Source organism: Pseudomonas sp. NGC7 (genome assembly GCF_047159675.1).
GTDB lineage: Bacteria > Pseudomonadota > Gammaproteobacteria > Pseudomonadales > Pseudomonadaceae > Aquipseudomonas > Aquipseudomonas kermanshahensis.
Genome location: NZ_BAAFZY010000001.1, coordinates 5,631,644 through 5,656,719 on the forward strand (window position 1 = coordinate 5,631,644; position 25,076 = coordinate 5,656,719).

22 protein-coding genes are annotated in these 25,076 nt (G+C 64.0%); 7 read left to right on the forward strand and 15 right to left on the reverse strand.

What is annotated here, in order from left to right; all coding sequences use genetic code 11:
* Positions 1-24 precede the first annotated feature (24 nt).
* From miaA to ACMCNM_RS25230, 5 genes are read right to left on the reverse strand one after another with little or no spacing between them, the layout of a single operon-like run.
* Positions 25-996 carry a tRNA (adenosine(37)-N6)-dimethylallyltransferase MiaA gene (gene miaA, locus ACMCNM_RS25210; RefSeq protein WP_099430581.1) on the reverse strand — a complete coding sequence of 324 codons (972 nt, stop codon included), beginning with the start codon at positions 994-996 and terminating at the stop codon, positions 25-27.
* 1 nt (position 997) lies between these two features.
* Positions 998-2,896 (reverse strand): DNA mismatch repair endonuclease MutL, encoded by a 1,899-nt coding sequence (mutL, locus tag ACMCNM_RS25215; protein WP_412765629.1) that lies wholly within the window; start codon positions 2,894-2,896, stop codon positions 998-1,000.
* On the reverse strand, positions 2,893-4,326 hold the full coding sequence (locus tag ACMCNM_RS25220; RefSeq protein ID WP_027592528.1) for an N-acetylmuramoyl-L-alanine amidase: 1,434 nt from the start codon (positions 4,324-4,326) through the stop codon (positions 2,893-2,895). Before ACMCNM_RS25220 ends, mutL begins: the two co-directional genes overlap by 4 nt.
* Before the next feature lie 19 nt (positions 4,327-4,345).
* A complete protein-coding gene (gene tsaE / locus ACMCNM_RS25225) occupies positions 4,346-4,810 on the reverse strand; it encodes a tRNA (adenosine(37)-N6)-threonylcarbamoyltransferase complex ATPase subunit type 1 TsaE (RefSeq protein WP_027592527.1) in 465 nt (154 codons plus the stop codon).
* Positions 4,798-5,658 carry an NAD(P)H-hydrate dehydratase gene (locus ACMCNM_RS25230; protein ID WP_412765630.1) on the reverse strand — a complete coding sequence of 287 codons (861 nt, stop codon included), beginning with the start codon at positions 5,656-5,658 and terminating at the stop codon, positions 4,798-4,800. The genes tsaE and ACMCNM_RS25230 overlap by 13 nt, the downstream gene beginning before the upstream one ends.
* 64 nt (positions 5,659-5,722) lie before the next feature.
* Between ACMCNM_RS25230 and queG the strand changes: the two genes are divergently transcribed.
* A complete protein-coding gene (queG, locus tag ACMCNM_RS25235) occupies positions 5,723-6,787 on the forward strand; it encodes a tRNA epoxyqueuosine(34) reductase QueG (RefSeq protein WP_412765631.1) in 1,065 nt (354 codons plus the stop codon).
* Between the two features lie 265 nt (positions 6,788-7,052).
* Here the strand turns inward: queG and ACMCNM_RS25240 are convergent, their stop codons facing one another.
* Both ACMCNM_RS25240 and orn read right to left on the reverse strand, forming a co-directional pair.
* On the reverse strand, positions 7,053-7,664 hold the full coding sequence (locus ACMCNM_RS25240) for a trimeric intracellular cation channel family protein (RefSeq protein WP_027592524.1): 612 nt from the start codon (positions 7,662-7,664) through the stop codon (positions 7,053-7,055).
* Between the two features lie 91 nt (positions 7,665-7,755).
* Positions 7,756-8,298 carry an oligoribonuclease gene (orn, locus tag ACMCNM_RS25245; protein ID WP_085272301.1) on the reverse strand — a complete coding sequence of 181 codons (543 nt, stop codon included), beginning with the start codon at positions 8,296-8,298 and terminating at the stop codon, positions 7,756-7,758.
* A gap of 148 nt (positions 8,299-8,446) precedes the next feature.
* On the opposite strand from orn, the gene rsgA reads away from it, so the two are divergent.
* A complete protein-coding gene (gene rsgA, locus ACMCNM_RS25250) occupies positions 8,447-9,478 on the forward strand; it encodes a small ribosomal subunit biogenesis GTPase RsgA (protein WP_099455496.1) in 1,032 nt (343 codons plus the stop codon).
* 122 nt (positions 9,479-9,600) lie between these two features.
* Complete coding sequence (locus ACMCNM_RS25255; RefSeq protein WP_085272300.1) at positions 9,601-10,080, forward strand: molecular chaperone Tir; 480 nt, start codon at positions 9,601-9,603, stop codon at positions 10,078-10,080.
* A 32-nt stretch (positions 10,081-10,112) separates the two neighbouring features.
* Here ACMCNM_RS25255 and motB read toward each other — a convergent pair whose 3' ends face one another.
* Both motB and motA read right to left on the reverse strand, forming a co-directional pair.
* Positions 10,113-11,141, reverse strand: coding sequence for a flagellar motor protein MotB (gene motB / locus ACMCNM_RS25260; protein ID WP_027592520.1), 1,029 nt, complete (start codon positions 11,139-11,141; stop codon positions 10,113-10,115).
* 3 nt (positions 11,142-11,144) lie between these two features.
* Positions 11,145-11,996, reverse strand: coding sequence for a flagellar motor stator protein MotA (motA, locus tag ACMCNM_RS25265; protein ID WP_027592519.1), 852 nt, complete (start codon positions 11,994-11,996; stop codon positions 11,145-11,147).
* A gap of 131 nt (positions 11,997-12,127) precedes the next feature.
* On the opposite strand from motA, the gene ACMCNM_RS25270 reads away from it, so the two are divergent.
* From ACMCNM_RS25270 to asd, 3 genes are read left to right on the forward strand one after another with little or no spacing between them, the layout of a single operon-like run.
* Entirely contained in the window at positions 12,128-13,663 is a 1,536-nt protein-coding gene (locus ACMCNM_RS25270; protein WP_412765632.1) for an HDOD domain-containing protein, read from the forward strand.
* Positions 13,664-13,707: 44 nt separating this feature from the next.
* The gene (locus tag ACMCNM_RS25275; RefSeq protein ID WP_412765633.1) at positions 13,708-14,517 is read left to right on the forward strand and encodes a rhodanese-like domain-containing protein; all 810 of its coding nucleotides are present in this window, start codon (positions 13,708-13,710) and stop codon (positions 14,515-14,517) included.
* 9 nt (positions 14,518-14,526) lie between these two features.
* Positions 14,527-15,390, forward strand: coding sequence for an archaetidylserine decarboxylase (gene asd / locus ACMCNM_RS25280; protein ID WP_099430587.1), 864 nt, complete (start codon positions 14,527-14,529; stop codon positions 15,388-15,390).
* Positions 15,391-15,541: 151 nt separating this feature from the next.
* On the opposite strand, the gene serB is transcribed toward asd, so the two are convergent.
* Positions 15,542-16,756: a phosphoserine phosphatase SerB gene (gene serB, locus ACMCNM_RS25285; protein WP_172961381.1), complete on the reverse strand. Its 1,215-nt coding sequence runs from the start codon at positions 16,754-16,756 to the stop codon at positions 15,542-15,544.
* Positions 16,757-16,891: 135 nt separating this feature from the next.
* Between serB and ACMCNM_RS25290 the strand changes: the two genes are divergently transcribed.
* Positions 16,892-18,355 carry an AhpA/YtjB family protein gene (locus ACMCNM_RS25290; RefSeq protein ID WP_027592514.1) on the forward strand — a complete coding sequence of 488 codons (1,464 nt, stop codon included), beginning with the start codon at positions 16,892-16,894 and terminating at the stop codon, positions 18,353-18,355.
* Positions 18,356-18,515: 160 nt separating this feature from the next.
* On the opposite strand, the gene ACMCNM_RS25295 is transcribed toward ACMCNM_RS25290, so the two are convergent.
* The 5 genes from ACMCNM_RS25295 to parE form a co-directional block, all read right to left on the reverse strand.
* Entirely contained in the window at positions 18,516-19,226 is a 711-nt protein-coding gene (locus tag ACMCNM_RS25295) for a membrane integrity-associated transporter subunit PqiC (RefSeq protein WP_027592513.1), read from the reverse strand.
* Between the two features lie 173 nt (positions 19,227-19,399).
* Positions 19,400-21,658 (reverse strand): DNA topoisomerase IV subunit A, encoded by a 2,259-nt coding sequence (gene parC, locus ACMCNM_RS25300; protein WP_027592512.1) that lies wholly within the window; start codon positions 21,656-21,658, stop codon positions 19,400-19,402.
* Between the two features lie 10 nt (positions 21,659-21,668).
* Positions 21,669-22,187, reverse strand: coding sequence for a TIGR02281 family clan AA aspartic protease (locus tag ACMCNM_RS25305; protein WP_027592511.1), 519 nt, complete (start codon positions 22,185-22,187; stop codon positions 21,669-21,671).
* Positions 22,184-23,170 (reverse strand): esterase-like activity of phytase family protein, encoded by a 987-nt coding sequence (locus ACMCNM_RS25310; protein WP_412765634.1) that lies wholly within the window; start codon positions 23,168-23,170, stop codon positions 22,184-22,186. Before ACMCNM_RS25310 ends, ACMCNM_RS25305 begins: the two co-directional genes overlap by 4 nt.
* A complete protein-coding gene (parE, locus tag ACMCNM_RS25315) occupies positions 23,167-25,071 on the reverse strand; it encodes a DNA topoisomerase IV subunit B (RefSeq protein ID WP_027592509.1) in 1,905 nt (634 codons plus the stop codon). Before parE ends, ACMCNM_RS25310 begins: the two co-directional genes overlap by 4 nt.
* Positions 25,072-25,076 lie beyond the last annotated feature (5 nt).

Sequence of the window (25,076 nt, forward strand, 5' to 3'; positions counted from 1 at the left end):
GAATAGACGGCAATTAGCAGGGACTCAGCTCAATATGGAGACGCTTCCCAGGTATTTCAAGGTGCGGGACAGATTGTCGCAGGCGAGGCTGTCAAGCCAGTGCACGTCAGACCAACCGCGCAACCAGGTGAACTGCCGCTTGGCCAGCTGGCGAGTGGCAATGATACCGCGTTCTCGCATCTCATTCTCACTAAGCCTGCCGTCGAGGTAGTCCCAGACTTGCCTGTACCCCACTGCCCGTATAGACGGCAACCCGGCGTGCAAGTCACTTCTGGCTCGCAGCGATCGGACCTCGTCGATGAAGCCCTGTTCCAACATCTGCGAAAATCGTAACGCAATTCGCTGATGCAAAATGTGACGATCTGTAGGAGCGATCGCCAAACTCGCGACAGTATAGGGCAAATGTCCGCCAGCGCCTGCGTCTGCGCCGCGACTTTCCGCGAATTGACGCTGGCGATGAGCCGTCATGCTCTCGCCGCTCACCCGGTAAACCTCAAGTGCACGGATCAGCCGCTGGGGGTCATTCGGATGGATGCGCGCCGCCGACTCAGGGTCCACTTCGGCCAACTGGCGGTGCAGCTCGACCAGGCCTAGCGCGCGGGCCTGTGCTTCGAGTTCGGCACGCACGCTGGCGTCGGCCGGCGGCATGTCAGCCAAGCCATCGATCAAGGCCTTGTAATACAGCATGGTGCCACCCACCAGCAGCGGGATCTTGCCCCGTGCGGTGATTTCCGCCATGGCTTGCAAGGCATCGGTGCAAAAGTGCGCGGCAGAATAGCTTTCGGCCGGGTCGAGAATGTCGATCAGCCGGTGCGGGTGCGCTGCCAGCAGTTCCTTGGAAGGCTTGGCGGTACCGATGTCCATGCCACGGTAGACCAGCGCCGAGTCGACACTGATCAACTCGCACGGCAGGACCTTGGTCAGCTCGATGGCAAGGTCAGTCTTGCCAGCCGCCGTCGGGCCCATGAGAAATATCGCTGGGGGCTTGCCGCTCATGTCATCGACCGCGCAGGAAAAGTTTGTCCAGGTCGTCCAGGCCCATTTGGGTCCAGGTCGGTCGGCCGTGGTTGCACTGGCCGCTGCGCTCGGTGTTTTCCATGTCGCGCAGCAGTGCGTTCATTTCGGGGATGGCCAGGCGCCGGTTGGCGCGCACGGCGCCGTGGCAGGCCATGGTGCCGAGCAGTTCGTTGAGGTGCGCCTGAATGCGGTCGCTGGTGCCGTATTCCATCAGGTCGGCTAGCACATCCTGCACCAGGCGGTTGGCCTCGGCTTGCTTGAGCAACGCCGGGATCTGCCGGATCGCCAGGGTCTCGGGGCCCAGCCGTTGCAACTCGAAGCCCAGGCGCTGGAACCATTGGGCGTGCTCTTCGGCACAGTCGGCTTCGCGCTGGCTCAAGGCCAACGACTCAGGCACCAGCAGCGGCTGACCGCTCAGGCCTTCGCTGGCCATGGCCACCTTGAGCCGCTCGTACATGATCCGCTCATGCGCGGCGTGCATGTCCACCAACACCAGGCCGACAGCGTTCTCGGCCAAGATGTAGATGCCCTTGAGCTGAGCCAGGGCATAACCCAGCGGTGGAATGTCACCCTGGCTTTCCGGCAGCGACGAAGGTGCAGCCGCGACATCGCTCAGCGGCTTGTAGAACTCGCGATACACCGCCTGCGACTCAGCCGCCGGCAACGGCTGCGACGGACGCGGGCTGTACTGGGACTGATAGCCCGAGCCACTGCCGCCATTGGAAATCGAGAACTGCGGTGCACGAGGCTGCTCAAGCACCGGCGAGGCCAGGCGCATCTCGCCTTGAGGGCCAAACTCACCGGCCTGCTGGCCACTGGGGCGGACGATGTCGGCAGCCGCCGCGGGCGCAGCCAGTTGATCCTCGGGGCGCACGTCGGCCAGGGCGCGGTGCAAGGTGCCATACAGGAAGTCATGCACCGAACGCCCTTCACGGAAGCGCACTTCGTGCTTGGTCGGGTGCACGTTGACGTCCACGCCGTTGGGCTCGAGTTCGAGGAACAGCACAAAGGTCGGGTGCCGGCCATTGAACAGCACGTCTCGGTACGCCTGGCGCACAGCGTGGGCGACCAGCTTGTCGCGCACTGCCCGGCCATTGACGAAGAAGTACTGCAGGTCGGCCTGGCTCCGCGAGAAGGTCGGCAGCCCCACCCAGCCCCACAAACGCAGGCCGTTGCGCTCGACATCGATGGGCAGCGCTTGCTCCATGAAGCCCGGCCCGCAGATGGCGCCGACGCGCCGCGCACGTGCGGTTTCATCGTGGGCCTCGTGCAGGCTGAGGATGCTCTTGCCGTTATGGCGCAGGTGGAAGCCGACATCGAAGCGGGCCAGGGCCAGGCGACGGATGACTTCCTGCAGGTGATCGAATTCGGTTTTCTCGGCCTTGAGGAATTTGCGCCGGGCCGGGGTATTGAAGAACAGGTCACGCACTTCGACCGAGGTACCCACCGGGTGAGCTGCCGGTTGCACGCGCGGGGTCATGTCGCGGCCTTCGGTCTCGACCTGCCAGGCTTCGCTGGCATTGGCCGTGCGCGACGTCAGGGTCAGGCGCGCCACCGAGCTGATCGAGGCCAGGGCCTCACCGCGGAAACCCAGGCTCAGTACACCCTCGAGGTCTTCCAGTTCACGGATCTTGCTGGTGGCGTGACGGGCCAGCGCCAGCGGCAGGTCATCGGCAGAAATCCCGCCGCCATCGTCGCGTACCCGCAGCAGCTTGACACCACCTTGCTCGACTTCGACATCGATGCGCCGGGCACCGGAGTCGAGGCTGTTTTCCAGCAACTCCTTGGCCACGGAGGCCGGGCGCTCGACCACCTCCCCCGCGGCAATCTGGTTAGCCAGCCGCGGGCTGAGCAGCTGGATGCGTGAACCACCACTCATTGCTGCGAAGCCAGGGTAGTGGCCGGCACGTCCAGACGCTGGCCGACTTTCAGCTCATCGGTCTTGAGGCTGTTAGTGCTGCGCAGGCTGGCCACGCTGACCTGATAGCGCACCGCGAGCATGGCCAGGGTCTCACCTGGGCGCACGGTGTGTTCACGTGGGCCGGCTGCGATCTTGCCGGTGTCGCGCAGCCAGGCAATGTAAGTGCCCGGCGGTGGGTTTTGCTGGAAGAACTGGCGCACGCCGGTATGGATCGAGCGGGCCAGGGCCTGCTGATGGCTGCGGGTAGCCAGCTTGGCGGCTTCGTTGGCGTTGGAGATAAACCCGGTTTCAACGAGAATCGACGGGATATCCGGCGACTTGAGCACCATGAAGCCTGCCTGCTCCACACGCTGCTTGTGCAGCGAGGTGATGCGGCCCATGTTGCCCAGTACCTTCTGGCCCACATTGAGGCTGGAGCTGAGCGTGGCGGTCATCGACAGGTCGAGCAACACGCCCGCGAGCATGCGGTCCTTGTCGTCGAGGCTGACGTTGCCGGCGCCGCCGATCAGGTCGGAGCGGTTTTCCGTGTCGGCCAGCCAGCGTGCGGTCTCGGACGTGGCGCCACGGTCGGACAATGCAAAGACCGAGGCACCAAAGGCGGCCTTGGACGGCGCGGCGTCGGCGTGGATCGAGACGAACAGGTCGGCACCCTTCTTACGGGCGATTTCGGTGCGTTTGCGCAGCGGGATGAAGTAGTCACCGGTGCGGGTCAGCTCGGCGCGGAAGCCTTTCTCGCTGTTGATCTGGCGCTGCAACTCCTGAGCGATCTGCAGGACGATGTCTTTTTCATGCTGGCCGCGCGAGCCGGAAGCGCCCGGGTCCTCGCCGCCGTGGCCGGCGTCGATGGCGACCACGATGTCACGTTTGCCGCTGGGCACCGGTGGCAGCTTGATGGCCGGCTGGGCCGGGCTCACCGGCACCGCAGGCGTGGTCACCGGCGTTTGCACGGGCGTCGGCGGCGGGGGCGGTGTACTGGCAGCGACGGCGTCGGCTTCCTGGTCGTACAGGTCGACCACCAGGCGGTTGCCGTACTGGGCATTGGGCGCCAAGGTGAAGCTCTTGGGCGTGACCGACTTTTTCAGGTCGACCACCACGCGCAGGTCGGTAGGCGTACGCTGGGCCGAACGCACGCTGCTGATCGGCGTGTTGGACGTCGCTACGTTCAACGGCGCGGCCAGGGTCGCACCATTGATGTCGATGACCAGGCGGTCTGGCGCGCTGAGGGTGAAGACGCTGTGCTGCACGGGGCCAGACAGGTCGAAGACCAGCCGCGTGTTGTCCGGCGCGCGCCACAGGCGCATGCTCTTGACTTGAGTGACGGCCAGAGCGTCAACGGTCACCGTTGTCAGCAGCAGCCCAACGATGGCGACCAGTGCGCGTATGCGCATACCTACCCCACTTACAGTTTTAGTGTTTGCCCAGTGCAACGCACCAAGCCTCGCCGCGAGCCCCCTGCGGCGAAAGGTTCAGCGAGCGTCCGCTCGCTTGGGGGCTTATGGTAATGGTCAGGTCAGGCTTTGGCAAAACGCCCGCACCCTTTTGTGGCCACTCGAACAGGCACAGCGCATCGCCCTCGAAGTAGTCACGTATACCCATGTACTCCAGCTCCTCCGGATCGACCAGGCGATACAGGTCGAAATGGAACGCACGCACCTCACCCATCTCGTACGGTTCGACCACGGTAAAGGTCGGGCTCTTGACTGCACCAGTATGGCCCAAGCCACGGATCAGGCCACGTGAGAGCGTGGTCTTGCCCGCCCCCAGGTCACCTTCGAGAAAAATCACGCCATGACCACCGGTCACTTCGGCAAGCCGCGCACCAAACGCGACCATGGCCGCTTCATCGGCCAGAAACAGGGTTAAGCCAGACACGCAGAATGCTCCTCCAACAACTCACGAATGACCGGCGCCAGATCACTGGCTGCCAGGCCTCTACCTTTGATGCCCAGGCGCTCGCCCGCACAAGCATGCAGCCACGCCCCCAAGCAGGCGGCCTCCCAGGCCCCCAAGCCTTGAGCCAGCAGCGCCGCCAGCACGCCGGTCAACACATCGCCCAGGCCGGCGCCGGCCATGGCCGGGTGCCCACGGTCACACCGCGCCAACTGCCCGCTCGGGTCGGCCACCAGGGTACCGGCGCCCTTCAGCACGCAGACGCTGGCATAGCGGCGGGCAAGCTTGCGCGCAGCCCCTGGGCGGTCGGCTTGCACGGCCTCGGTGGAAATCCCCAGCAACCGCGCCGCCTCCCCCGGGTGCGGGGTGAGGATGCTACCGCTGGGCAGGGCCAGGGGCGTGCGCGCCAGCAGGTTCAAGGCATCGGCATCCCAGACCTGCGGTTGCTCAGCGTTGGCCACTGCCGACAACAGGCTACGGCCCCACGCCGCCTGCCCCAACCCCGGGCCGACCACCAGCACCGAGGCACGCTCCAGCACGCCCATCAGCTGATTGGCCGAACTCACGCCCAGGCACATGGCTTCCGGCAGGCGGGCCAGGCATGCGCCGACATGTTCAGGACGCGTCGCCACGCTGACCAACCCGGCACCACAGCGCAGCGCGGCTTCGGCACTCAGTAGCACCGCACCGCCCGTACCGAGGTCGCCGCCAACCACCAGCACATGGCCGAAGTCACTTTTATGGGCATGCGCAGGCCTTGCCGGCAGGTGCGCGACGGTCACGCTGCTGAGCAGTTGCGGGGCATGCGCGGGTTGTTTGGTCTGGGGCATGGGGTCAAAGGCTCCAATGTCTGGCAGAATTATACGCACCTGAGCCCGTATTGCCTGCCCATCCATGTCCGCTTGCACACTTGACCTCCCCGCCCTGGCCCAATCCATCAAGATCTGGGGCCAAGAACTCGGTTTTGCCCATGTCGGCATCGCCGGGGTGGACCTTGGCGAGCACGAAAAGCACCTGCAGCGCTGGCTAGAAGCCGGCTATCAGGGCGAGATGGAATACCTGGCCGCTCACGATGGCAAACGCGCACACCCCGACCAGTTGATCCCCGGCACGGTAAGGGTGGTCTCGCTGCGCATGGATTACTTGCCCGGCGACACGCAGATGGCGCAACGCTTGGCCCAGCCGGAAAAGGCCTACGTATCGCGTTACGCCCTTGGCCGCGACTACCACAAGCTGGTGCGCAAGCGCGTGCAGCACCTGGCCGATCGCATCCAGGAAGCCATCGGCCCGTTTGGCTACCGGGCCTTCGTCGACAGCGCCCCGGTGCTGGAAAAGGCGATTGCCGAGCAAGCCGGGTTGGGCTGGATCGGCAAGAACACCCTGCTGCTCAACCGCAAGGCCGGCAGCTACTTCTTTTTGGCCGAGCTGTTCGTCGACCTGCCGTTGCCGGTTGACGACGCGCACACCAGCGAGCACTGCGGGCGTTGCGAGGCGTGCCTGGACATCTGCCCGACCAAGGCCTTCGTCGGGCCTTATGTGCTGGATGCCCGACGCTGTATTTCCTACCTGACCATCGAACTCAAGGGGGCGATCCCCGTCGAGTTGCGCTCGATGATGGGCAATCGGGTGTTTGGTTGCGACGACTGCCAGATCGTCTGCCCATGGAACCGCTTTGCCCGGCCCACGCAGGAGCAGGACTTCCAGCCACGCCATGGGTTGGAAAATGCCGAGCTGGCCGAGATGTTCTTGTGGGACGAAAAGACCTTCCTGCGCAAGACCGAAGGCGGGCCATTGCGGCGCGCGGGTTATGAGCGCTGGTTGCGCAACCTGGCCGTGGGGTTGGGCAATGCGCCTTCGACGATCCCGGTGATCGAGGCCCTGAAGGCACGCCGCGAGGATGCCTCGGCGCTGGTGCGCGAGCATGTGGAGTGGGCGCTGGCGCGACACAGGCAGGCATAGGCAGTGTTGAGTCTGGCAGGGTTCGCCGTGCGATGTTCAGCGCCTGTGAAATCGAGCGCCGCCCGCGCGGCGCTTCGCGGGGCAAGCCCGCTCCCACATTTATTTTCGGGTTTGTACAACACGATATTGAGGTGGGCACCAAGGGGGCGCGCGCCAATGCCTCAGGAATAACTGGCCCGAAACAAATGTGGGAGCGGGCTTGCCCCGCGAAGCGCCGCGCGGGCGGCGCTCGATCTCATAGGCGCAAAAAGGCTCGAGGCGAATACTACTGCTGGTCGTTGTAGTGGAACTTGGGCATTTCCCAGTGGAACCGGATCGCCAGCAAGCGCAGCAGAAACCCGCCGAACAAGGTCAGCAACATGGCCTGCTCCGCTGGCAACTGGAAGTGCACACAACCTAGATAGAACCACGCCGCCGCGAACGACACACTGGCATACAGCTCGCGACGGAACACCAGCGGGATGTCGTTACAGAAGATATCGCGCAAGATCCCCCCAAATACCCCGGTGATCACGCCGCTGATCGACGCCACCAGCATGCCCTGCCCCATCTCCAGCGCCGTCATGCAACCGATCAAGGTAAAGGCCACCAACCCCAGGGCGTCTAGCACCAGGAACATCGAGCGCAAGCGGCGCATCATGGGGGCGATGAAAATCGTCAGCAGTGCCGCGCAACTGGTCAGCACCAGGTACTCAGGGTGCTTGACCCAGGTCAGCGGGTAATGCCCGAGCAGCACGTCGCGCACCGAGCCGCCACCCAGGGCCGTGACGCAGGCAATCAGCACCACGCCGAACCAGTCCATGCCGCGGCGGCCGGCAGACAACGCGCCGGTCATGGCTTCAGCGGTGATGGCAATGAGGTAGAGCATCAACAACATGGTGCGAGTCCGTGCGAGAAAGGCGCGCAGTCTAACCAGTTGCCCAGGGCACCAAAAGAGGGCACAGACACAATATCTGCGCCCTCACGCTTCACACCTTGATGAAGTGCTCGCGGTAATGGCGCAGTTCGGCAATCGACTCGCGGATATCGTCCAGCGCCAGGTGGGTGCCGCCCTTCTTGAAACTGTCGCGCACATTCGGCGCCCAGCGTGCGGCCAGCTCTTTAAGGGTCGAGACGTCGAGGTTGCGGTAGTGGAAGTAGTTTTCCAGGTTGCGCATGTGGCGATACAGGAACCGGCGGTCCTGGCAGATGCTGTTGCCGCAGATCGGCGACTTGCCCTTGGGCACCCATTGCTCGAGGAAGGCGATGGTCTGGGCCTCGGCCTCGGCCATGCTGACTTTGCTCTCGCGCACACGCTGGGTCAGGCCCGAGCCGCCGTGGGTACGGGTATTCCATTCGTCCATGCGCGCCAGCACTTCGTCACTGTGGTGAATGGCGATCACCGGGCCTTCGGCCAGGGTGTTCAGATCGCTGTCGGTGACAATCGTGGCCATCTCGATGATGACGTCGCTGTCCGGATCCAGGCCGGTCATTTCCAGGTCGATCCAGATCAGGTTCTGTGGGTTTTGCATGCAGGGGCTCCTCGTATAGGCCGTCATAGTAGCCTAGCGAGTGCGGCGGGCGCATGTGCGGCGCACCGTGCAAAGGTAAGCAGAATGGTCGGGCGCCCGGCGTGCTAAACTGCCTGCCGTTTTCAATCTGTCCCAGCACGGAATCTTCATGGCCAAACGCCAGCTCAATCGTCGCCAAAACTGGCGTATCGAAAAAATCCAGAACGAGCGCGCCGCTCGCGCCGCCAAACGCGAGCAGCACACGCTGCAGGAGCTGGAAGGCGGCGACCTGGGGCCAGAGCAACTGGGCCTGGTGATCGCGCACTTTGGCGTGCAGGTCGAAGTCGAGGCCCAGGACGGCGACGTGGCTGGGCAGATCTTCCGCTGCCACCTGCGGGCCAACCTGCCTGCGCTGGTCACCGGCGACCGCGTGGTCTGGCGGGCGGGCAACCAGGGCATCGGCGTTATCGTCGCGCAGATGCCGCGCAGCACCGAGCTGTGCCGGCCAAACAACCACGGCCAGCTCAAGCCGGTGGCGGCCAACGTCGACCTGATCGTGATCGTCTTCGCGCCAGCCCCCGAGCCCCACCCGAACCTGATCGACCGCTACCTGGTAGCCGCCGAACACGCCGGCATCCGCCCGTTGCTGCTGCTGAACAAGGCCGACCTGATCAACGACGAGAACGCCCCGGCGTTGCAGGCGCTGCTCGAGGTCTACCGCGAACTCGGCTACCCGCTGCTGGAGGTTTCGGCCCACCAGGGTGACGGCATGCAACGCCTGCAGCAGATGCTGGACGGGCACATCAGCGTGTTCGTCGGCCAGTCGGGCGTGGGCAAGTCGTCGCTGGTCAACAGCCTGCTGCCCGCTGCCGACACCCGCGTCGGCGACCTGTCCGAATGGTCGGGCCAAGGCACGCACACCACCACCACCGCGCGCCTGTACCATTTCCCCAACGGCGGCGACTTGATCGACTCGCCGGGTATTCGCGAGTTCGGCCTGGGCCATGTCAGCCGCGATGACGTGGAAGGGGGCTTCATCGAGTTCCGCGACCTGTTCGGCACCTGCCGCTTCCGCGACTGCAAGCATGACCGCGAGCCGGGCTGTGCGTTGCTCAAGGCGCTGGACGAAGGCCGGATCAAGCAGCAACGCATGAACAGCTACCGCTCGATCATCGCCAGCCTGCCGGAAGACAGCTACTAACCCGCCTGATTTGTAGGAAATATTACCGGAGCGCGTAAGACCGCTCCGGTTTTAGCGTCATCTATTGCCCCTTCTCCTGCTTTCGCTGATGGTCATGGCTTCTATCAGGGAGGGCAACCGCCATGCCGGTTCTTATCAGCTACCGCCACGAAGAGCGGCTCGACGCGTTCATCCTCAATGAGCGCCTGCTGCTCGAAGGCATCCCCACCCAGCTGGTGCAATACGACAGCGATGGTCAGACCCGCGATGACCTCTATGGCAGTTTCTGCCAGCAGATGAGCGATGCCACCCATTGGGTCGGCGTGTTGCCGGCCAGCGTCGGTGAACAATGGTGGACTGCCTGGCTGCTGGGGGCCGCGGCAATGGGCTGCCGCCGGGTGAGTTTCTATTGCAAAGTGCCAGGCACACTGCCTGAGTGCCTAGGCAGATGGCCGATCATGCGCGAGCGCCCGCACATCGACCTGTTCGTGCGTGCGTATCACGATGAGCGCACGTTCGAGCGGGCCATGTCATTGCCGCCAGGGCGAGGGTTAGGGGCTGACCGGGATAATGCCGACTACTTTCATGCCGACCTCAAGGCCAAGATCCGCCGGGGGTTCTGAATGCATTGGGGCCGCTCTGCGGCCCCAGTCACTTACTGCTCCTTGGCTTCATCCATCTTCAACGTGCCATCCTCGAAGATGTTCAGCTTCTGACGCAGCTCGCGTGGCTGCATCGGCGCTTGCTCAGCGCCCGGCACAGCGGGGGCCGAAGAAGCCCCTGGCGCTGCGCCGGCAGGCGGTGCTGGCTGGGCCGGAGGCGTTTCGGGCGCAGCCTGCTCACCTTCGATGTCACGCTGGGCCTTCTTGGTCAGCACGATGATGTCGATACGCCGATTGACCGGGTTGAACGGGTTCTTGCGGTCGAACAACGACGACGACGCATAACCCACCACCCGGGCCACTTGCCCATCCGGATAGCCCCCGGCAACCAGCGCACGCCGCGCCGCGTTGGCACGGTTGGCCGACAACTCCCAGTTGCCGAACTCACCAGTGCCGGCGAACGGCTTGGCATCGGTGTGGCCGCTGACGCTGATCTTGTTCGGCACCGCCTTGATGGTGTCGGCCATGGCCAGCAGGATGTCTTCGAAATACGGCTGCAAACGCGCACTGCCGAGGTCGAACATCGGCCGGTTCTCGGCATCCATGATCTGGATACGCAAGCCGTCCTGGGTGATCTCGAACAGGATCTGGTCCTTGAACTTCTGCAGTTGCGGGTTTTCTTCGACCTTGTTCTGCAGTTCCTGCAGCAACAGCTCAAGGCGCTCGCGCTCGACCTGTTCGGCCATGGTCTCGACCTGGTCCTTGTTCAGCTGAACCGTGGACTCCTGCGTCGGCTCGGTCTTCACCTCAGGGTTGATGGTCTTTTCCGGCGCCATCTCGGGCGAGCCGCCCAGGTCGATCACGTAGGGCGTGCCACTCTCGGAGAAGCCGATCGGGTCCTGGAAGTAACCGGCAATGGCGATTTTCTGCTCGGGGGTGGCTGTGGATAACAGCCACAGCACCAGGAAAAACGCCATCATCGCCGTGGCGAAGTCGGCAAAGGCGATTTTCCAGGCGCCGCCATGATGGCCGCCGCCGAAGCGCTTGACGCGCTTGATGATGATCGGCTGATTGTTTTCCATGACTCAGCGACCGCGAACCGCTTGTTCCAGCTCGGCAAAACTTGGGCGGTGTTTCGGGTAGAGCACCTTGCGCCCGAACTCCACAGCCAGGGACGGCGGCATGCCCGAGGCCGACGCGACCAGCGAGGCCTTGATCGACTCATAAAGGTTGAGCTCTTCCTTGGCATCGTGCTCGAGGCACTTGGCCAAGGGGCCGAAGAAGCCATAGGCCGCCAAGATACCGAAGAACGTACCGACCAGCGCCGCACCGACGTGCATGCCGATGGCCGCCTGGTCGCCGTCGCCCAGCGAGGCCATGGTCACCACGATACCCAGTACCGCCGCAACGATACCGAAGCCGGGCATGCCGTCGGCAATGCCGGTCACCGCATGGGAGGGGTGTTCGAGCTCTTCCTTCATGCTCAGCAGCTCCATGTCGAACAAGCCTTCGAGCTCGTGCGGGGCCATGTTGCCGGTGGACATGATGCGCAAGTAGTCGCAGACGAACGCCGTCATGCGCTCATCCGCCAGCACGGTGGGGTACTTGGCGAAGATCGGGCTGGCTGCGGCGTCCTCGATATCACTCTCGATGGCCATCATGCCTTCACGACGGCTCTTGTTGAGGATCTCGTACACCAGGCCCAGCACTTCCAGGTAGAAGGCATGGGAGAAGCGCGACCCGAACATCTTCATCGACTTCTTGATGACGTGCATGGTCATGTGGCCAGGGTTGGCCTGCAAGAATGCACCGAAGGCCGCACCGCCGATGATCAGTACTTCGAACGGCTGGATCAGCGCCGCAATCTTGCCGTGGGAGAGCACGTATCCGCCGAGCACGCTCGCGAATACGACGATGATGCCGATAATTTTAGCCATAGGTTCAAAGCACTTGCTGTCGTGGTCGGGGTATGAGACTGGGAGCTTTAAAACTCTTCTTCTACTTATCGGCAGAACTGCGCCAGACTATAGCCACTCAAAGCGAAAAGCCAGTTCGGACTGATGTCAAAATGCCAATTGAAACCAAGGTGCCCGCTCAGCCGCCGCGTACGTTAGAGGCTTGGGTAAAGCTGCTGGAGAGTGTCCGCATCCCCGTGCCGAAGCACAGTCACGACCGGGTAATCGCTGCCATCAATGACAGCCGCCGCTCGCTGCGCGATATCGCCGAACTGATGCAGGACAGCCCGGCATTGGTGCTTTCCGTGCTGCGTGAGGCCAATCACCCGACCAACGCCAGCCAGGCCGAGCCTGCCGAGAGCCTGGAAATCGCCCTTAACCGGCTGGGCCTTGCCCGCACCGAGCAGTTGCTCAAGCGCCTGCCCTCCGTGCCCGTCGAAGAAATCCCGCCAGTGCTCAGCCAGTTCCAGCTGATCAGCCAGCACGCTTCGCAGCAGGCCAGCGGCCTGTTCGCCAGCCGACTGGCACGGCTGTGGCAGGAAATTCACTGGGGCAGCCTGCTGTTCCTGTCACCCCTGTGGCCGCTGGCACTGGCCTACCCCAAGCTGCTCGACACCTGGGAGCTGCGGGTTATCCACAAGGGCGAGGACGCCGCCCAGGTAGAAGAAGAGCTGTTTGGCGTGCGCATCATGGCGCTGTGCCGGACCATGGCGGAATACTGGCGCCTGCCGCAGTGGGTAACCCAGGGTTACCGCCTGCTGCTGGAAGAACGCGAACAACTGGCCCAGGTGCTGAGTATCGCCCGAGACGAAGACCTGCTCAGCCAGCAACACCGCCTGGATGCCGAGCCGGGCCTGCGCCGCTGGTTCAACCAGCCGGCCAACACCGTGCTGCTGGCCAACAACCTTGCGCTGGCGGCGCAGGTGGGCTGGGACAACCCGCACCTGCTGCGTTGGCAGCTGCTGACTGCGCTCTACCTGCAAACCTCGCTGGAAGACGTGCAGCAGCAAGTGCACCAGCAGGCCGCGGCCAGCGCCCGCCGCCACGCCAGGCATGCCCTGTTCCACCCGGCGGAAGCACTGATCTGGCCCTGGCACCAGCGCCGCCCGCACCCGGACATGCTGGCCCCACCGCCGCCCAGTAGCGACGACCTGGCGCGCTGGCGCAAGCTGTGCCAGGACCTGTTGGCCCAGCCCAGCCCGTTCACCAATACCGTGCACCTGGCCACCCAGGCCCGCGAAGCCCTACTGGCCTGCGGCATGCAACGCATCCTGCTGCTGAGCCTGGACAAGGCCAGCGACTACCTGCGCGTGCAACAGACCGCCGGCTTGCCTAAAGAAGCCGGAGCCCTGGCCCTGCAGGTGCCGCAAAACAAACTGCTGCAAAAGCTGATGGCCCAGGCCGGACAGTTGCGCATCACGCCGGAAAACCACAGCCAGTTCTCGGCCCTGCTGCCCGCCCCGCTGCGTGCCCTGTTCCGCAGCGAGCACGTGCTGCTGCGCTCGCTGGCGGTAAACGATCAGGTGCTGATGCTGATGGTGGCCGACCAGGGCTGCCGGCCATTGGCTGATATCAGCGTGCAAGCCTTTGGTAAAACCGCGCAATGCATCGAGCGCGCGCTGTCGGTGTTTGCCAACCGCAAGGGCTGAGCCTTGCGCTACAATCGCCCCTCTTTCCACACTGGAGACCGTGGATGACTGACTTTTCCGGCCTGCCCCTGGTGATCGAAGCCGCAGACCTGCTGCCGCGCCTGGATTCGCCACAGCTGATCCTGGTCGACCTGAGCAGCGCCAACCGCTATGTCAGCGGCCATATCCCCGGCGCACGCTTCGTCGAGGGCAAGCGCACCCAGCTGGGCCAGCCTCCTGCGCCCGGCCTGCTGCCGGCCTTGGGCGATCTGGAAAAACTGTTCAGCGAACTCGGCCACCGCGACGACGCCGTGTATGTGGTGTATGACGATGAAGGCGGCGGCTGGGCCGGGCGCTTCATCTGGTTGCTCGACGTGATCGGCCACAAGGCTTACCACTACCTCAATGGTGGTATCCAGGCCTGGCCGGCCGACACGCTGGTGACCGACGTACCGGCACCGGCCAACACGCCCGTACGCTTGCACGTGCATGTCGAGCCAACCGCCACCCGCGAATACCTGCAAAGCCGCCTGGGCGCCGATGACCTGGTCATCTGGGACGCCCGCGGCCCGCAGGAATACAGCGGCGAGAAGGTTCTGGCGGCCAAAGGCGGTCATATTCCCGGCGCGATCAACTTCGAGTGGACCGCCGGCATGGACCTCAATGACCACCTGCGCATCCGCCAGGACATCGCCGACGTCCTCGAAAAGCTGGGCATCACCCCCGACAAGGAAGTGATCACCCACTGCCAGACCCACCGCCGCTCCGGTTTCACCTACCTGGTGGCCAAATCCCTCGGCTACCCACGCGTCAAGGCCTACGCCGGCTCGTGGAGCGAATGGGGCAACCACCCGGACACGCCTGTAGAAGTCTAAGGAACCTGCATGAAATCCCGTTTGTTCATCATCAGCCAGTACCTGCTGCCGCACCACCTGCTGTCGCGGCTGGCCGGCTGCATTGCCGAGTGCCGTGCACGCTGGTTCAAAAATGCCTTCACCGCCTGGTTTGCCAAGCGCTACCAGGTGAACATGTCCGAGGCCCTGGTCGAAGACCTGAGCGCTTACGAACACTTCAACGCCTTCTTCACCCGTGCCCTGAAGCCCGGCGCCCGTCCGCTGGACGAAACGCCCGGTGCCATCCTGTGCCCGGCCGACGGCGCGGTCAGCCAGCTTGGCCCGATCGAACACGGCCGCATCTTCCAGGCCAAGGGCCACGGCTTCAGCGCGCAAGAGCTGCTGGGCGGCGATCCAGCCATGGCTGCGCCGTTCATGGGCGGTGAGTTTGCCACCATCTACCTGTCGCCGAAGGACTACCACCGTGTGCACATGCCGCTGGCCGGCACCCTGCGCGAGATGGTGTACGTGCCGGGCCGCCTGTTCTCGGTGAACCAGACCACTGCAGAAAACGTCCCCGAGCTGTTTGCCCGTAACGAGCGTGTGGTGTGCCTGTTCGACACCGAGCGTGGGCCGATGGCCGTGGTGCTGGTAGGTGCGATGATCGTCGCCTCGATCGAGACGGTCTGGGCCGGTTTGGTAACCCCGCCCAAGCGTGAGCTGAAGACCTTCCGTTACGACGAAGGCAGCCGCGCGCCGATCCACTTGGAAAAAGGCGCCGAGCTGGGCCGCTTCAAACTGGGTTCGACCGCCATCGTGCTGTTCGGGCCAGAGCAGGTGAAGTGGGCAGAAAGCCTGGGTGCCGGTTCGGCGGTGCGCATGGGGCAGCTACTGGCAGCGCCTGCCGAAGCCTGAGGCCAGCAAGTACACATGCCCCTGTAGGAGCAGCCTTGTGCTGCGAAGAGGCCAGCGAAGACAGCTAAATCTTCGCCGCTTCACCGGCCTCTTCGCAGCGCAAGGCTGCTCCTACAGGGATCAGGGCTGCAAAGCAGCCCCAAAACTCGAATCAGCCGCGCGCGTCGCGGTCACGCAGCCCCAGCAGGTACAGCACACCGTCCAGCCCCAGGGTCGAAATCGCCTGCTTGGCCGATTGACGTACCAGCGGCTTGGCACGGAACGCCACGCCCAGGCCTGCCAACGACAGCATCGGCAGGTCATTGGCACCATCACCCACGGCGATGGTCTGGTCCAGTTGCAAGCCCTCTTCGCTGGCCAACTGCTGCAGCAGCTCAGCCTTGCGCTGCGCATCGACGATAGGTTCAACGGCCACGCCAGTTACCTTGCCGTCGACCACTTCCAGCTCGTTGGCGAACACGTAATCGATGCCCAGGCGCGCCTGCACCTGTCGGGCGAAGTACGTAAAGCCACCCGACAGAATCGCAGTCTTGTAGCCCAGGCGCTTGAGCTCGGCGAACAGGTTCTCGGCACCTTCAGTCAGGCGCAGCGAGGCACCGATCTCATCCAACACGCCCACGTCCAGGCCCTTGAGCAACGCCATGCGCTCTTTGAAGCTGGCGCGGAAGTCCAGCTCGCCGCGCATGGCCCGCTCAGTGATTGCAGCCACTTGCTCGCCGACTCCGGCAGCCTTGGCCAGTTCGTCAATGACCTCGGCCTCGATCAGGGTCGAGTCCATGTCGAACACCGCCAGGCGGCGGTTGCGACGGAACAAGTCGTCCTTCTGGAAGGCGATGTCGATGCTCAACGCTTCAGCCAGGGCGAAGAAGTCTGCACGCAGGGCCTGGGCATCGCTCGGCTCGCCGCGCACGGAAATCTCGACAGCCGCCTTGCCCTTCTCGGTGTCGGCATCCAGGCCCACACGGGCAGACAGTCGCTCGATGCGCTCGATGGTCAGGCCGTACTGGCTGATGACCGCGCTGACCCGTTGCAGCTGCTCTGGGGTAATCTTGCGACTGAGCAGGGTGACGATATGACGCGCCTCACCGTGGCCATCGGCCCAATGCTGGTAATCAGCCTCGGAAATCGGCGTGTAACGTGCCTGCAGATTCAGCTCATGGGCCTTGGCCTGCACGCTTTGCAGCAGGTTGGTGGCCACTTCGTTGTCCGGGATATCGACCAGAATGCCGAACGACAAGGTGCCGTGCATGACCGCCAGGCCGATGTCGAGGATGTTCACACCACCCTGCAGCAGGACGCCGGTGATGGCCGCGGTGAGACCGGGACGGTCTTCACCTGTGATGTTGATCAGGACGATTTCGCGCAAGACCGGACTCCGACTTCGATGAAAAATGCGCATTCTACCGATTTTCCGTGACCATCGGGCGCGAACGATACTTTGCCGAAAAAACCGGGGTCGCTATACTGCCCCTCACTTTTATGCCATTAAGAGCCGAGCGCTGTGAACCGGCCCACCCCCGTCAAGCCAGACAACTTCTTCCTGATGATCTATCGTGCCCTGAGTCAACGTCGCGTCCCTCTGGCGCTGCGCATCGCCTTCACCAACATTTTCCTGGTGGCGCTGGCACTGGTCATCTATGCCTGCGTGATGGGCCTGCAGTTCAAGCAGGCCATGCACGAGCAGGCGGATGCGCTCGGCCAAAGCCTGACCACGCAGACGGCCACGTCGGCCACGGAGCTGTTGGTGTCCAACGACATCCTCAGCCTCAACGTGCTGCTGGGTAACCTGGTGAAAAACCCATTGGTGGCCCATGCGGCGATCTACAGCGTGGACAACCGCATCCTTGCCGAAGCTGGCCAGCGCCCGCGCAACAGCCTGCTGGGCGAGGCCGAAGGCCTGTACCAGACCAAGATCACCTTCCAGGACGTCACCGCCGGGCAGCTGCGCATCAGCCTGGACATGGGCCAGTTCCAGCAGCCGATGCTGATCAGCCTTCAGAGCATGGGCATCCTCGCCGCCATCCTGCTGGCCCTGGCGCTGAGCCTGAGCCTGCGCCAGGCGCGCCATATCACCCTGCCGCTGCTGCAGCTGCGTGTCTGGCTACGCGACCCGCACCCCTACACCCCGGCCACCGACCGTCAGGACGAGATCGGTGACATCGCCCGCCAGTTGCACACTCGCCTGGCCCCGCCGCCGCCGCCAGAGCCAGAGCCAGAAGACGAGGACGACGAAGACACTTTCGAGCACCTGCACGAAGCCCCACCGGCCCCCAAGGCTGCCCCGCGCGCCAAGGTTGTCGCCCAGGCAGACGACGAGGACGATGAAGCCTTCGCCGGGTTGCTCGACAACGAGGACAGCGCCCCGAAGGCGGTGCCGTTCGAGTCTGACGAGCCGCAAAACAGTGCAGTGCTGGCCGTGCAGCTCGGCTCGCAAGAGCAATTGCGCCGCCTGCCGCGCACGCGCCTGACCGAGTTGCTGGAGCGCTACCGCGACTGCCTGGAGCATGCCGCCTCACTGTATGAGGGCGAAACCCACACGCTCAACGACGGCAGTACTCTGGTGCTGTTCCACAGCCGCGACTGTGGCGAGGACTACCTGACCAATGCGATCTGCTGTGGCGAGCTGCTGCGCGCACTGGGCCATGCCTTGCAGATCGAAGTCGCGGACAGCGGCATTACCCTGCAACTGCAGCTGGGCCTGGCCCTGGGTAACGACCTGCACGGGCTGGAGCTGGTCGACCTGCTGATGGCTGAAAAAGCCCAGGATGCCCTGGCACTGTCGCAGCACAGCCGCAACCTGTTGCTGGTGGAGCGTCAGATCAGCGACGACGCACTGATTCGTCAGCGCGCGCGGATCCGCCCGATTGCCAGCCCCGAAGGCGCGTGCTGCGTGGAACGGCTGATGGAGCCTTACCCGTCGATGCTGGAACGGCAACTGGCGCGGATGCACGAGCGTCGAGCCTGATTGTAGGAGCAGCCTTGTGCTGCGAAGGGACCGGCCCTAACAACAGAGATGCATTGCCAGCCCCGGCCTCTTCGCAGCGCAAGGCTGCTCCTACAGCGATCACCTAGCAGATACGAAAAAGCCCGCACATGTGCGGGCTTTTTCGTATCTGGCGGAACCATCAGAACCGATAGACTTCCATATCGGTACGGATCGGCGAAGCCATCGGGATCTTGGATTTCTCCGGCGCCTTCTTCACCTGTACCGGTGCAGCTGGCTTTTTCGGCGCTTCTTCGGCAATGGCAGGCTGATTGGCCAACGGTTTGACCGCCGTGCTCAATTGTTCAGCCAGCTTTTGCAGCAATTGCCCTTGCGCCTGCACCTGCGACGCCTCGCTGCCCTCGTGCTGCTGCTCGAGGTGAACGATGCGGTTGTCGCGCACATGGCCACGACGGTCGAGCAGACGCCATTGGGCATCGAGAATCGCCGGCTGGTCCTTGCCAGAATCCAGGCGGGTAATCGACAGCAAGACTTGCACGTCCGGGCTGAAGCCAGCGGTTGCCGGTGCCAGGACCACGCGCTGGCTGTCCAGGCGCCAGGCCAGCTGGCGAACCAGCAACTGGTCAATGTCCGACGAGAGGCTGCCCGCCCAACGACCGTCGGTCGCCGAACTCAGGCTGCCATCGGCCTGACGCTGCAGGAACGTCTCGCGTTGCAGGTAATCGGCCACCGACACCGGGCCGAGCACCACGGCCATGCCCGCGCTTTGCGACGGCTGGCCAGGATCACCGCTGTCGAGCTGGTACAAGGCAACCGGCTGATGCATGCTGCATCCGCCCAGCCCCAAAAGGCCCGTCATCAACAGCGCAAATGGAAGGCGCAGAAGTTTCATCATCCCATCCAGGCGGTCGCCACAGGCAGACCGCAGTGATACTCATGTAGATTCAATCGGGCACACGGCTACGCCGGCACCGCAGGGGCCATATCATCCGCGAAATAGCTGTCCGACTCCAGCATTTCTGCCTGGAACGGCGCTGAAATTGCCGTTCCAGACATTTCACCGGGTTACGCCGGACCTTCCACCTGCAACCCATCGACACGCTGGAAGCCGCGTGGCAGCTTGCTGCCGCGCCGGCCCCGTTCGCCCTTGTAGTGCTCCAGGTCGTCCGCTTTCAGAGATAGCGTACGCTTGCCGGCTTGCAATACAAGGGTCGCCCCTTCGGCCATCACCGCCAGGTCGGTGACAAATTCTTCACGGCTGGCCACCCGATCACCGGGCACGCCGATGATCTTGTTGCCCTTGCCTTTACCCAGTTGCGGCAAGTCGCTGACCTTGAACACCAGCAGCCGGCCCTCGGTGGTCACCGCTGCCAGCCAATCCTGCTCGCGGTTGGCCACCGGGCGTGGCGTCATCACTTTTGCCCCGTTGGGCAGGCTGAGCAGGCCCTTGCCGGCCTTGTTCTTGGCCTGCAGGTCTTCGCCCTTGACCACGAACCCGTAGCCGGCGTCCGACGCCACCACATACAGGGCGTCATCGTCAGGCAACAGCACACACTCGAAGGTTGCCCCAGGTGGCGGTGTCAGGCGGCCGGTCAGCGGCTCGCCCTGCCCCCGCGCCGACGGCAGGGTATGCGCGGCCACCGAATAGCTGCGGCCCGTAGAGTCGATCAGCACGGCAAACTGGTTGGAGCGCCCGGCAGCGGCGGCCTTGAAGCCATCGCCCGCCTTGTACGAGAGGCCGGTGGCATCGATGTCGTGGCCCTTGGCGCAACGCACCCAGCCCTTTTCCGACAGTACGACGGTGACCGGTTCGGTCGGCATCAGCTCGTTTTCCGACAGCGCCTTGGCCTCGGCACGCTCGACGATTGGCGAACGGCGGTCATCGCCATAGGTTTCGGCGTCCTTGATCAGCTCGGTGCGCACCAGCTTGCGCAGCTTGGCGTCGCTGCCGAGCAAGGCCAGCAGCTTGGCCTGCTCTTTGAGCAGTTCGTCCTGCTCGCCGCGAATCTTCATTTCTTCAAGGCGCGCCAGCTGCCGCAGGCGGGTCTCGAGGATGTAGTCGGCCTGGATTTCAGTCAGTTGGAAGCGGTCGATCAACGCCTGCTTGGGATGCTCCTCGGTGCGGATGATGTGAATCACTTCATCCAGGTTGAGGAAGGCCGTCAACAAGCCCTCAAGCAGGTGCAGGCGACGCTCAACCTTGTCCAGACGGTGTTGCAGCCGGCGACGGACGGTAGTGGTTCGGAACTCCAGCCACTCCAGCAACAGGGCGCGCAGGTTCTTCAGCTGCGGCCGGCCGTCGAGGCCGATGATGTTGACGTTGACCCGGTAGCTGCTTTCCAGGTCGGTGGTGGCGAACAAATGCTGCATCAGTTCGTCGGCATCCACGCGGTTGGAGCGCGGGATGATGACAATGCGGCACGGGTTCTCGTGGTCCGACTCATCACGCAGGTCGGCCACCATCGGCAGCTTCTTGGCCTGCATCTGGGCGGCGATCTGCTCCAGTACCTTGGCCCCGGAGACCTGGTGCGGCAGTGCGGTGACCACCACATCGCCATCTTCGACGCGATAAACGGCGCGCATGCGGATCGAACCGCGGCCGGTTTCGTAGATCTTCAGGATCTCGGCGCGCGGCGTGATGATCTCAGCTTCGGTCGGGTAGTCCGGGCCCTGAATGTGCTCGCACAGTTGCTCGATCGTGGCCTTGGGCTCGTCGAGCAAACGGACGCAGGCACTGGCCACTTCACGCAGGTTATGCGGCGGCACGTCGGTGGCCATGCCCACGGCGATACCGGTGGTGCCGTTGAGCAGGATGTTGGGCAGGCGCGCTGGCAATACCGCGGGCTCCTGCAGGGTACCGTCGAAGTTCGGCACCCAGTCCACGGTGCCTTGGCCCACTTCGTTGAGCAGCACTTCGGCGTAGCGCGACAGCCTTGCTTCGGTGTAACGCATAGCGGCGAACGACTTCGGATCGTCGGGCGCACCCCAGTTGCCCTGGCCATCGACCAGGGTGTAGCGGTAGCTGAACGGCTGCGCCATCAACACCATGGCTTCGTAGCAGGCCGAGTCGCCGTGGGGGTGGAACTTGCCGAGCACGTCGCCGACGGTACGCGCCGACTTCTTGTGCTTGGCATCGGCATCGAGCCCCAACTCGCTCATGGCGTAGACGATGCGTCGCTGCACCGGCTTCAGGCCGTCGCCGATATGCGGCAGGGCCCGGTCCATGATCACGTACATGGAGTAGTTGAGGTAGGCCTGTTCGGTGAAGTCCGCCAGCGAGCGGCGTTCGACGCCGTCGAGGCTGAGTTCCAGTGAGTCGCTCATGCGGGCCTCGTCATTTCAGGTTCTGGCGCAGCAGCATGGTGCCGCCGCGCTGGGTAAATTCAAGTTGTTTCAGGGCGCTCATGCCGAGCAGCACAGTCTGCCCGTCCAGGCCTGGCACCACGGTGGCTCGCACGTCCTGCAGGCGGATATCACCCAGCTGCAGGGTATTCAGCCGCGTGCGGTAGCCTTCGGTGCGGCCGTTTGCGGTGCTGAGCAGCACCGGGCTGCCGCGCGCAAGCGCCAGCGTGTGTGCCAAGGCCTCAGGTATCGCCACGTCGGTCGCCCCGGTGTCGAGCATGAAATGCACGGCCTGGCCATTGATCGCGCCATCCACCACGAAGTGCCCCTGGCCATTGCTCAGCAGGCGCACCTCGATAAAGCCTTCGCCACGTGAAGACTGCACCTGGGCATTAGGGTTGCGCTGGCTGTCTTCCCATTGGCCGAAGAAACGCGTAGCAAGGAACAACGCCGCCGCCCAGGCGACGATCATCAGTAGCTTGCCGGCACGCTTGCCCGGAGCCTGGCTCATGGCTTGGCGCTCCAGCCGCCGGCGGGTGCGTCAAAGCGCCAGACGATCGGGCGTGCCTCGCCATCGGCGCGCACGCCATTGTTGTTGTCCAGGCCAATCCAGGCGCCTTTGGCATCGATTACCAGGGCTTCTGCCAGGCCGTACGGCTGATCGTACCGGCGCGATTCCACCAACGCATCGGCGGCGAACGACCAGCAACGCTCGACCACGCCGCTGTCTGCGTCGCGGCGACAAATGCGGTAGGCGTTACGCTCAAGGGTGTACAGCTTGCCCTCGAACCAGGCCAGGTCGGAAAAATCACGCGACAGCGCCCGTGGGTTGGGCATCTGCGGCGGCTGCATCTCGACGCCAGCCTCGCTCAGCAGCACGCAACTGCGCCCGCAGGTCCACACCGACTGCTGACGCTCGATCGCCACCAACCCCCGGCGCTCGCGCTCGGCGGCCAGCCAGATGCGGTCACCCGCCGGGTTGATCGCCAAGCCTTCGAACAAGGCATTGAAGTTAAGCAGCATGCCACTGGCCCGCGCCTGCCGAACCATGGCCGGGTCGATCTTCAACCAGTCCGGCTCACCCTTGAGCGGGATGCGCAACACGCCAGCATGCGCCTCGCTGACCAGGTAGAGGCTACCGGCCTGGTCACAGGTGATGCCTTCGAAGTCCAGCTCGCCACCGCGCACATAGGACGCCGCCCAGTTGCGCGACTTCAGCCCCCACGGCAAGCCGCTCTCGGGTACGGGCGGCGGGGTGAAGGTCAACGGTTGTGCACGCCACACCGCGTTTTGCTGATCGAAACGATAGACCCGGTCATCGTCACGGTCGGATACACCCCACAACGCACCCCGGCACTGCACCAACCCAGACAAGTTGCCGCCGCGCATACCCTCGACGGGGTATTCGGCAGTCATCTTCAACTGCGGCCAGTCGCCCGCCACACTCGGCAAGGTAACCAGGGCAAGGCAAGCGGCGAGAAACAGCCGAATCAAACCATGACCTCGGCAAGGTTACCTTTGGTTTCCAGCCAGCTCTTGCGGTCGCCGGCGCGCTTCTTGGCCAGCAGTTTGTCCATCAGCTCGCAGGTGGCCTGCACATCGTCCAGCGTCAGCTGCACCAGGCGCCGGGTGTTCGGGTCCATGGTGGTTTCGCGCAGCTGTGGCGGGTTCATTTCACCCAGCCCCTTGAATCGCGTGACTTGCGGCTTGCCGCGCTTCTTCTCGGCTACGAGGCGATCGAGGATGCCGTCGCGTTCGGCTTCGTCCAGGGCGTAGTAAATTTCCTTGCCGAGGTCGATGCGGTACAGCGGCGGCATGGCCACGTAGACATGGCCGGCCTCCACCAGTGGGCGGAAATGCTGCACGAACAGTGCGCACAGCAGCGTGGCAATGTGCAAGCCGTCGGAGTCGGCGTCGGCGAGAATGCAGATTTTGCCGTAGCGCAGCTGCGAGAGGTCGGCAGCACCCGGGTCGACACCGATGGCCACAGCAATGTTGTGCACTTCCTGGCTGGCCAGGACTTCGCCACCGTCCACTTCCCAGGTGTTGAGGATCTTCCCGCGTAGCGGCAGGATCGCCTGGAACTCTTTATCCCGCGCCTGCTTGGCCGATCCACCGGCAGAGTCACCCTCGACCAGGAACAGCTCGGCGCGCATCGGGTCCTGGCCTGCGCAATCCGCCAGTTTGCCCGGCAGCGCCGGGCCTTGGGTGATGCGCTTGCGTTCGACCTTCTTGCTGGCCTTGAGACGACGGCCGGCGTTGCTGATGGCCAGTTCAGCCAGTTGCATGCCCAGCTCGGGGTGGGCGTTGAGCCACAGGCTGAATGCGTCCTTGACCACGCCGGAAACGAAGGCGGCCGCCTCACGGGACGACAGGCGCTCTTTGGTCTGCCCGGAGAACTGCGGCTCCTGCATCTTCATCGACAGCACGAAGGTGATGCGTTCCCAGACGTCTTCGGGCGCCAGCTTGACCCCACGGGGCAGCAAGTTGCGGAACTCGCAGAACTCGCGCATGGCATCCAGCAGGCCTTGGCGCAGGCCGTTGACATGGGTGCCGCCCTGGGCGGTGGGGATCAGGTTGACGTAGCTTTCCTGAACGCTGTCGCCGCCTTCAGGCAGCCACAGCAAGGCCCAGTCCACGGCCTCCTTGTTACCGGCCAGGCTGCCGCAGAACGGCTCGTCGGGCAGACGCAGGTACTCGCTGACCGAGTCGACCAGGTAGGAACGCAGGCCATCTTCGTAGTGCCACTCGACCTTCTCGCCGCTGCCTTTGTCCTCGAAGCTGACCAGCAGGCCCGGGCACAGCACGGCCTTGGCCTTGAGCACGTGCTTGAGGCGGCTGATGGAGAATTTCGGCGAATCGAAGTACTTCGGGTCGGGGCTGAAGTACACGCTGGTGCCGGTGTTGCGCTTGCCGACCGAGCCCACCACTTCCAGTTCGCTGGCCTTGAAGCCATCGGCGAAGGTCATCTGGTACTCGTTGCCGTCACGCTTGACGCGCACGCGCACCTGGGTCGACAGGGCGTTGACCACCGAAATACCCACGCCGTGCAGGCCACCGGAGAACTGGTAGTTCTTGTTGGAGAACTTGCCGCCGGCGTGCAGCTTGGTCAGGATCAGCTCGACCCCGGACACGCCTTCTTCGGGGTGGATGTCCACCGGCATGCCGCGGCCATCGTCGCTGACTTCCAGCGAGTGGTCGGCGTGAAGGATGACCTGCACCGAACGGGCGTGACCGGCCAGGGCTTCGTCGACACTGTTGTCGATGACTTCCTGGGCCAAGTGGTTCGGTCGGCTGGTGTCGGTGTACATGCCCGGTCGCTTGCGGACCGGATCAAGGCCCGAGAGGACTTCGATGGCGTCTGCGTTATAGGCGCTAGCGCTGGGATTGGCCATGGGGT

Excerpts from the sequence above, each read along its gene's own strand:
- ACMCNM_RS25275 (WP_412765633.1), top strand. The coding sequence starts at position 13,708 with ATGACTGACTTTTCCGGCCTGCCCCTGGTGATCGAAGCCGCAGACCTG.
- parC (WP_027592512.1), bottom strand. The coding sequence starts at position 21,658 with ATGAGCGACTCACTGGAACTCAGCCTCGACGGCGTCGAACGCCGCTCG.
- motA (WP_027592519.1), bottom strand. The coding sequence starts at position 11,996 with ATGGCTAAAATTATCGGCATCATCGTCGTATTCGCGAGCGTGCTCGGC.
- rsgA (WP_099455496.1), top strand. The coding sequence starts at position 8,447 with ATGGCCAAACGCCAGCTCAATCGTCGCCAAAACTGGCGTATCGAAAAA.
- ACMCNM_RS25255 (WP_085272300.1), top strand. The coding sequence starts at position 9,601 with ATGCCGGTTCTTATCAGCTACCGCCACGAAGAGCGGCTCGACGCGTTC.
- orn (WP_085272301.1), bottom strand. The coding sequence starts at position 8,298 with ATGCAAAACCCACAGAACCTGATCTGGATCGACCTGGAAATGACCGGC.
- ACMCNM_RS25220 (WP_027592528.1), bottom strand. The coding sequence starts at position 4,326 with ATGCGCATACGCGCACTGGTCGCCATCGTTGGGCTGCTGCTGACAACG.
- parE (WP_027592509.1), bottom strand. The coding sequence starts at position 25,071 with ATGGCCAATCCCAGCGCTAGCGCCTATAACGCAGACGCCATCGAAGTC.
- ACMCNM_RS25295 (WP_027592513.1), bottom strand. The coding sequence starts at position 19,226 with ATGAAACTTCTGCGCCTTCCATTTGCGCTGTTGATGACGGGCCTTTTG.
- motB (WP_027592520.1), bottom strand. The coding sequence starts at position 11,141 with ATGGAAAACAATCAGCCGATCATCATCAAGCGCGTCAAGCGCTTCGGC.
- mutL (WP_412765629.1), bottom strand. The coding sequence starts at position 2,896 with ATGAGTGGTGGTTCACGCATCCAGCTGCTCAGCCCGCGGCTGGCTAAC.
- asd (WP_099430587.1), top strand. The coding sequence starts at position 14,527 with ATGAAATCCCGTTTGTTCATCATCAGCCAGTACCTGCTGCCGCACCAC.
- ACMCNM_RS25270 (WP_412765632.1), top strand. The coding sequence starts at position 12,128 with ATGCCAATTGAAACCAAGGTGCCCGCTCAGCCGCCGCGTACGTTAGAG.
- ACMCNM_RS25305 (WP_027592511.1), bottom strand. The coding sequence starts at position 22,187 with ATGAGCCAGGCTCCGGGCAAGCGTGCCGGCAAGCTACTGATGATCGTC.
- ACMCNM_RS25240 (WP_027592524.1), bottom strand. The coding sequence starts at position 7,664 with ATGTTGTTGATGCTCTACCTCATTGCCATCACCGCTGAAGCCATGACC.
- miaA (WP_099430581.1), bottom strand. The coding sequence starts at position 996 with ATGAGCGGCAAGCCCCCAGCGATATTTCTCATGGGCCCGACGGCGGCT.
- queG (WP_412765631.1), top strand. The coding sequence starts at position 5,723 with ATGTCCGCTTGCACACTTGACCTCCCCGCCCTGGCCCAATCCATCAAG.
- ACMCNM_RS25230 (WP_412765630.1), bottom strand. The coding sequence starts at position 5,658 with ATGCCCCAGACCAAACAACCCGCGCATGCCCCGCAACTGCTCAGCAGC.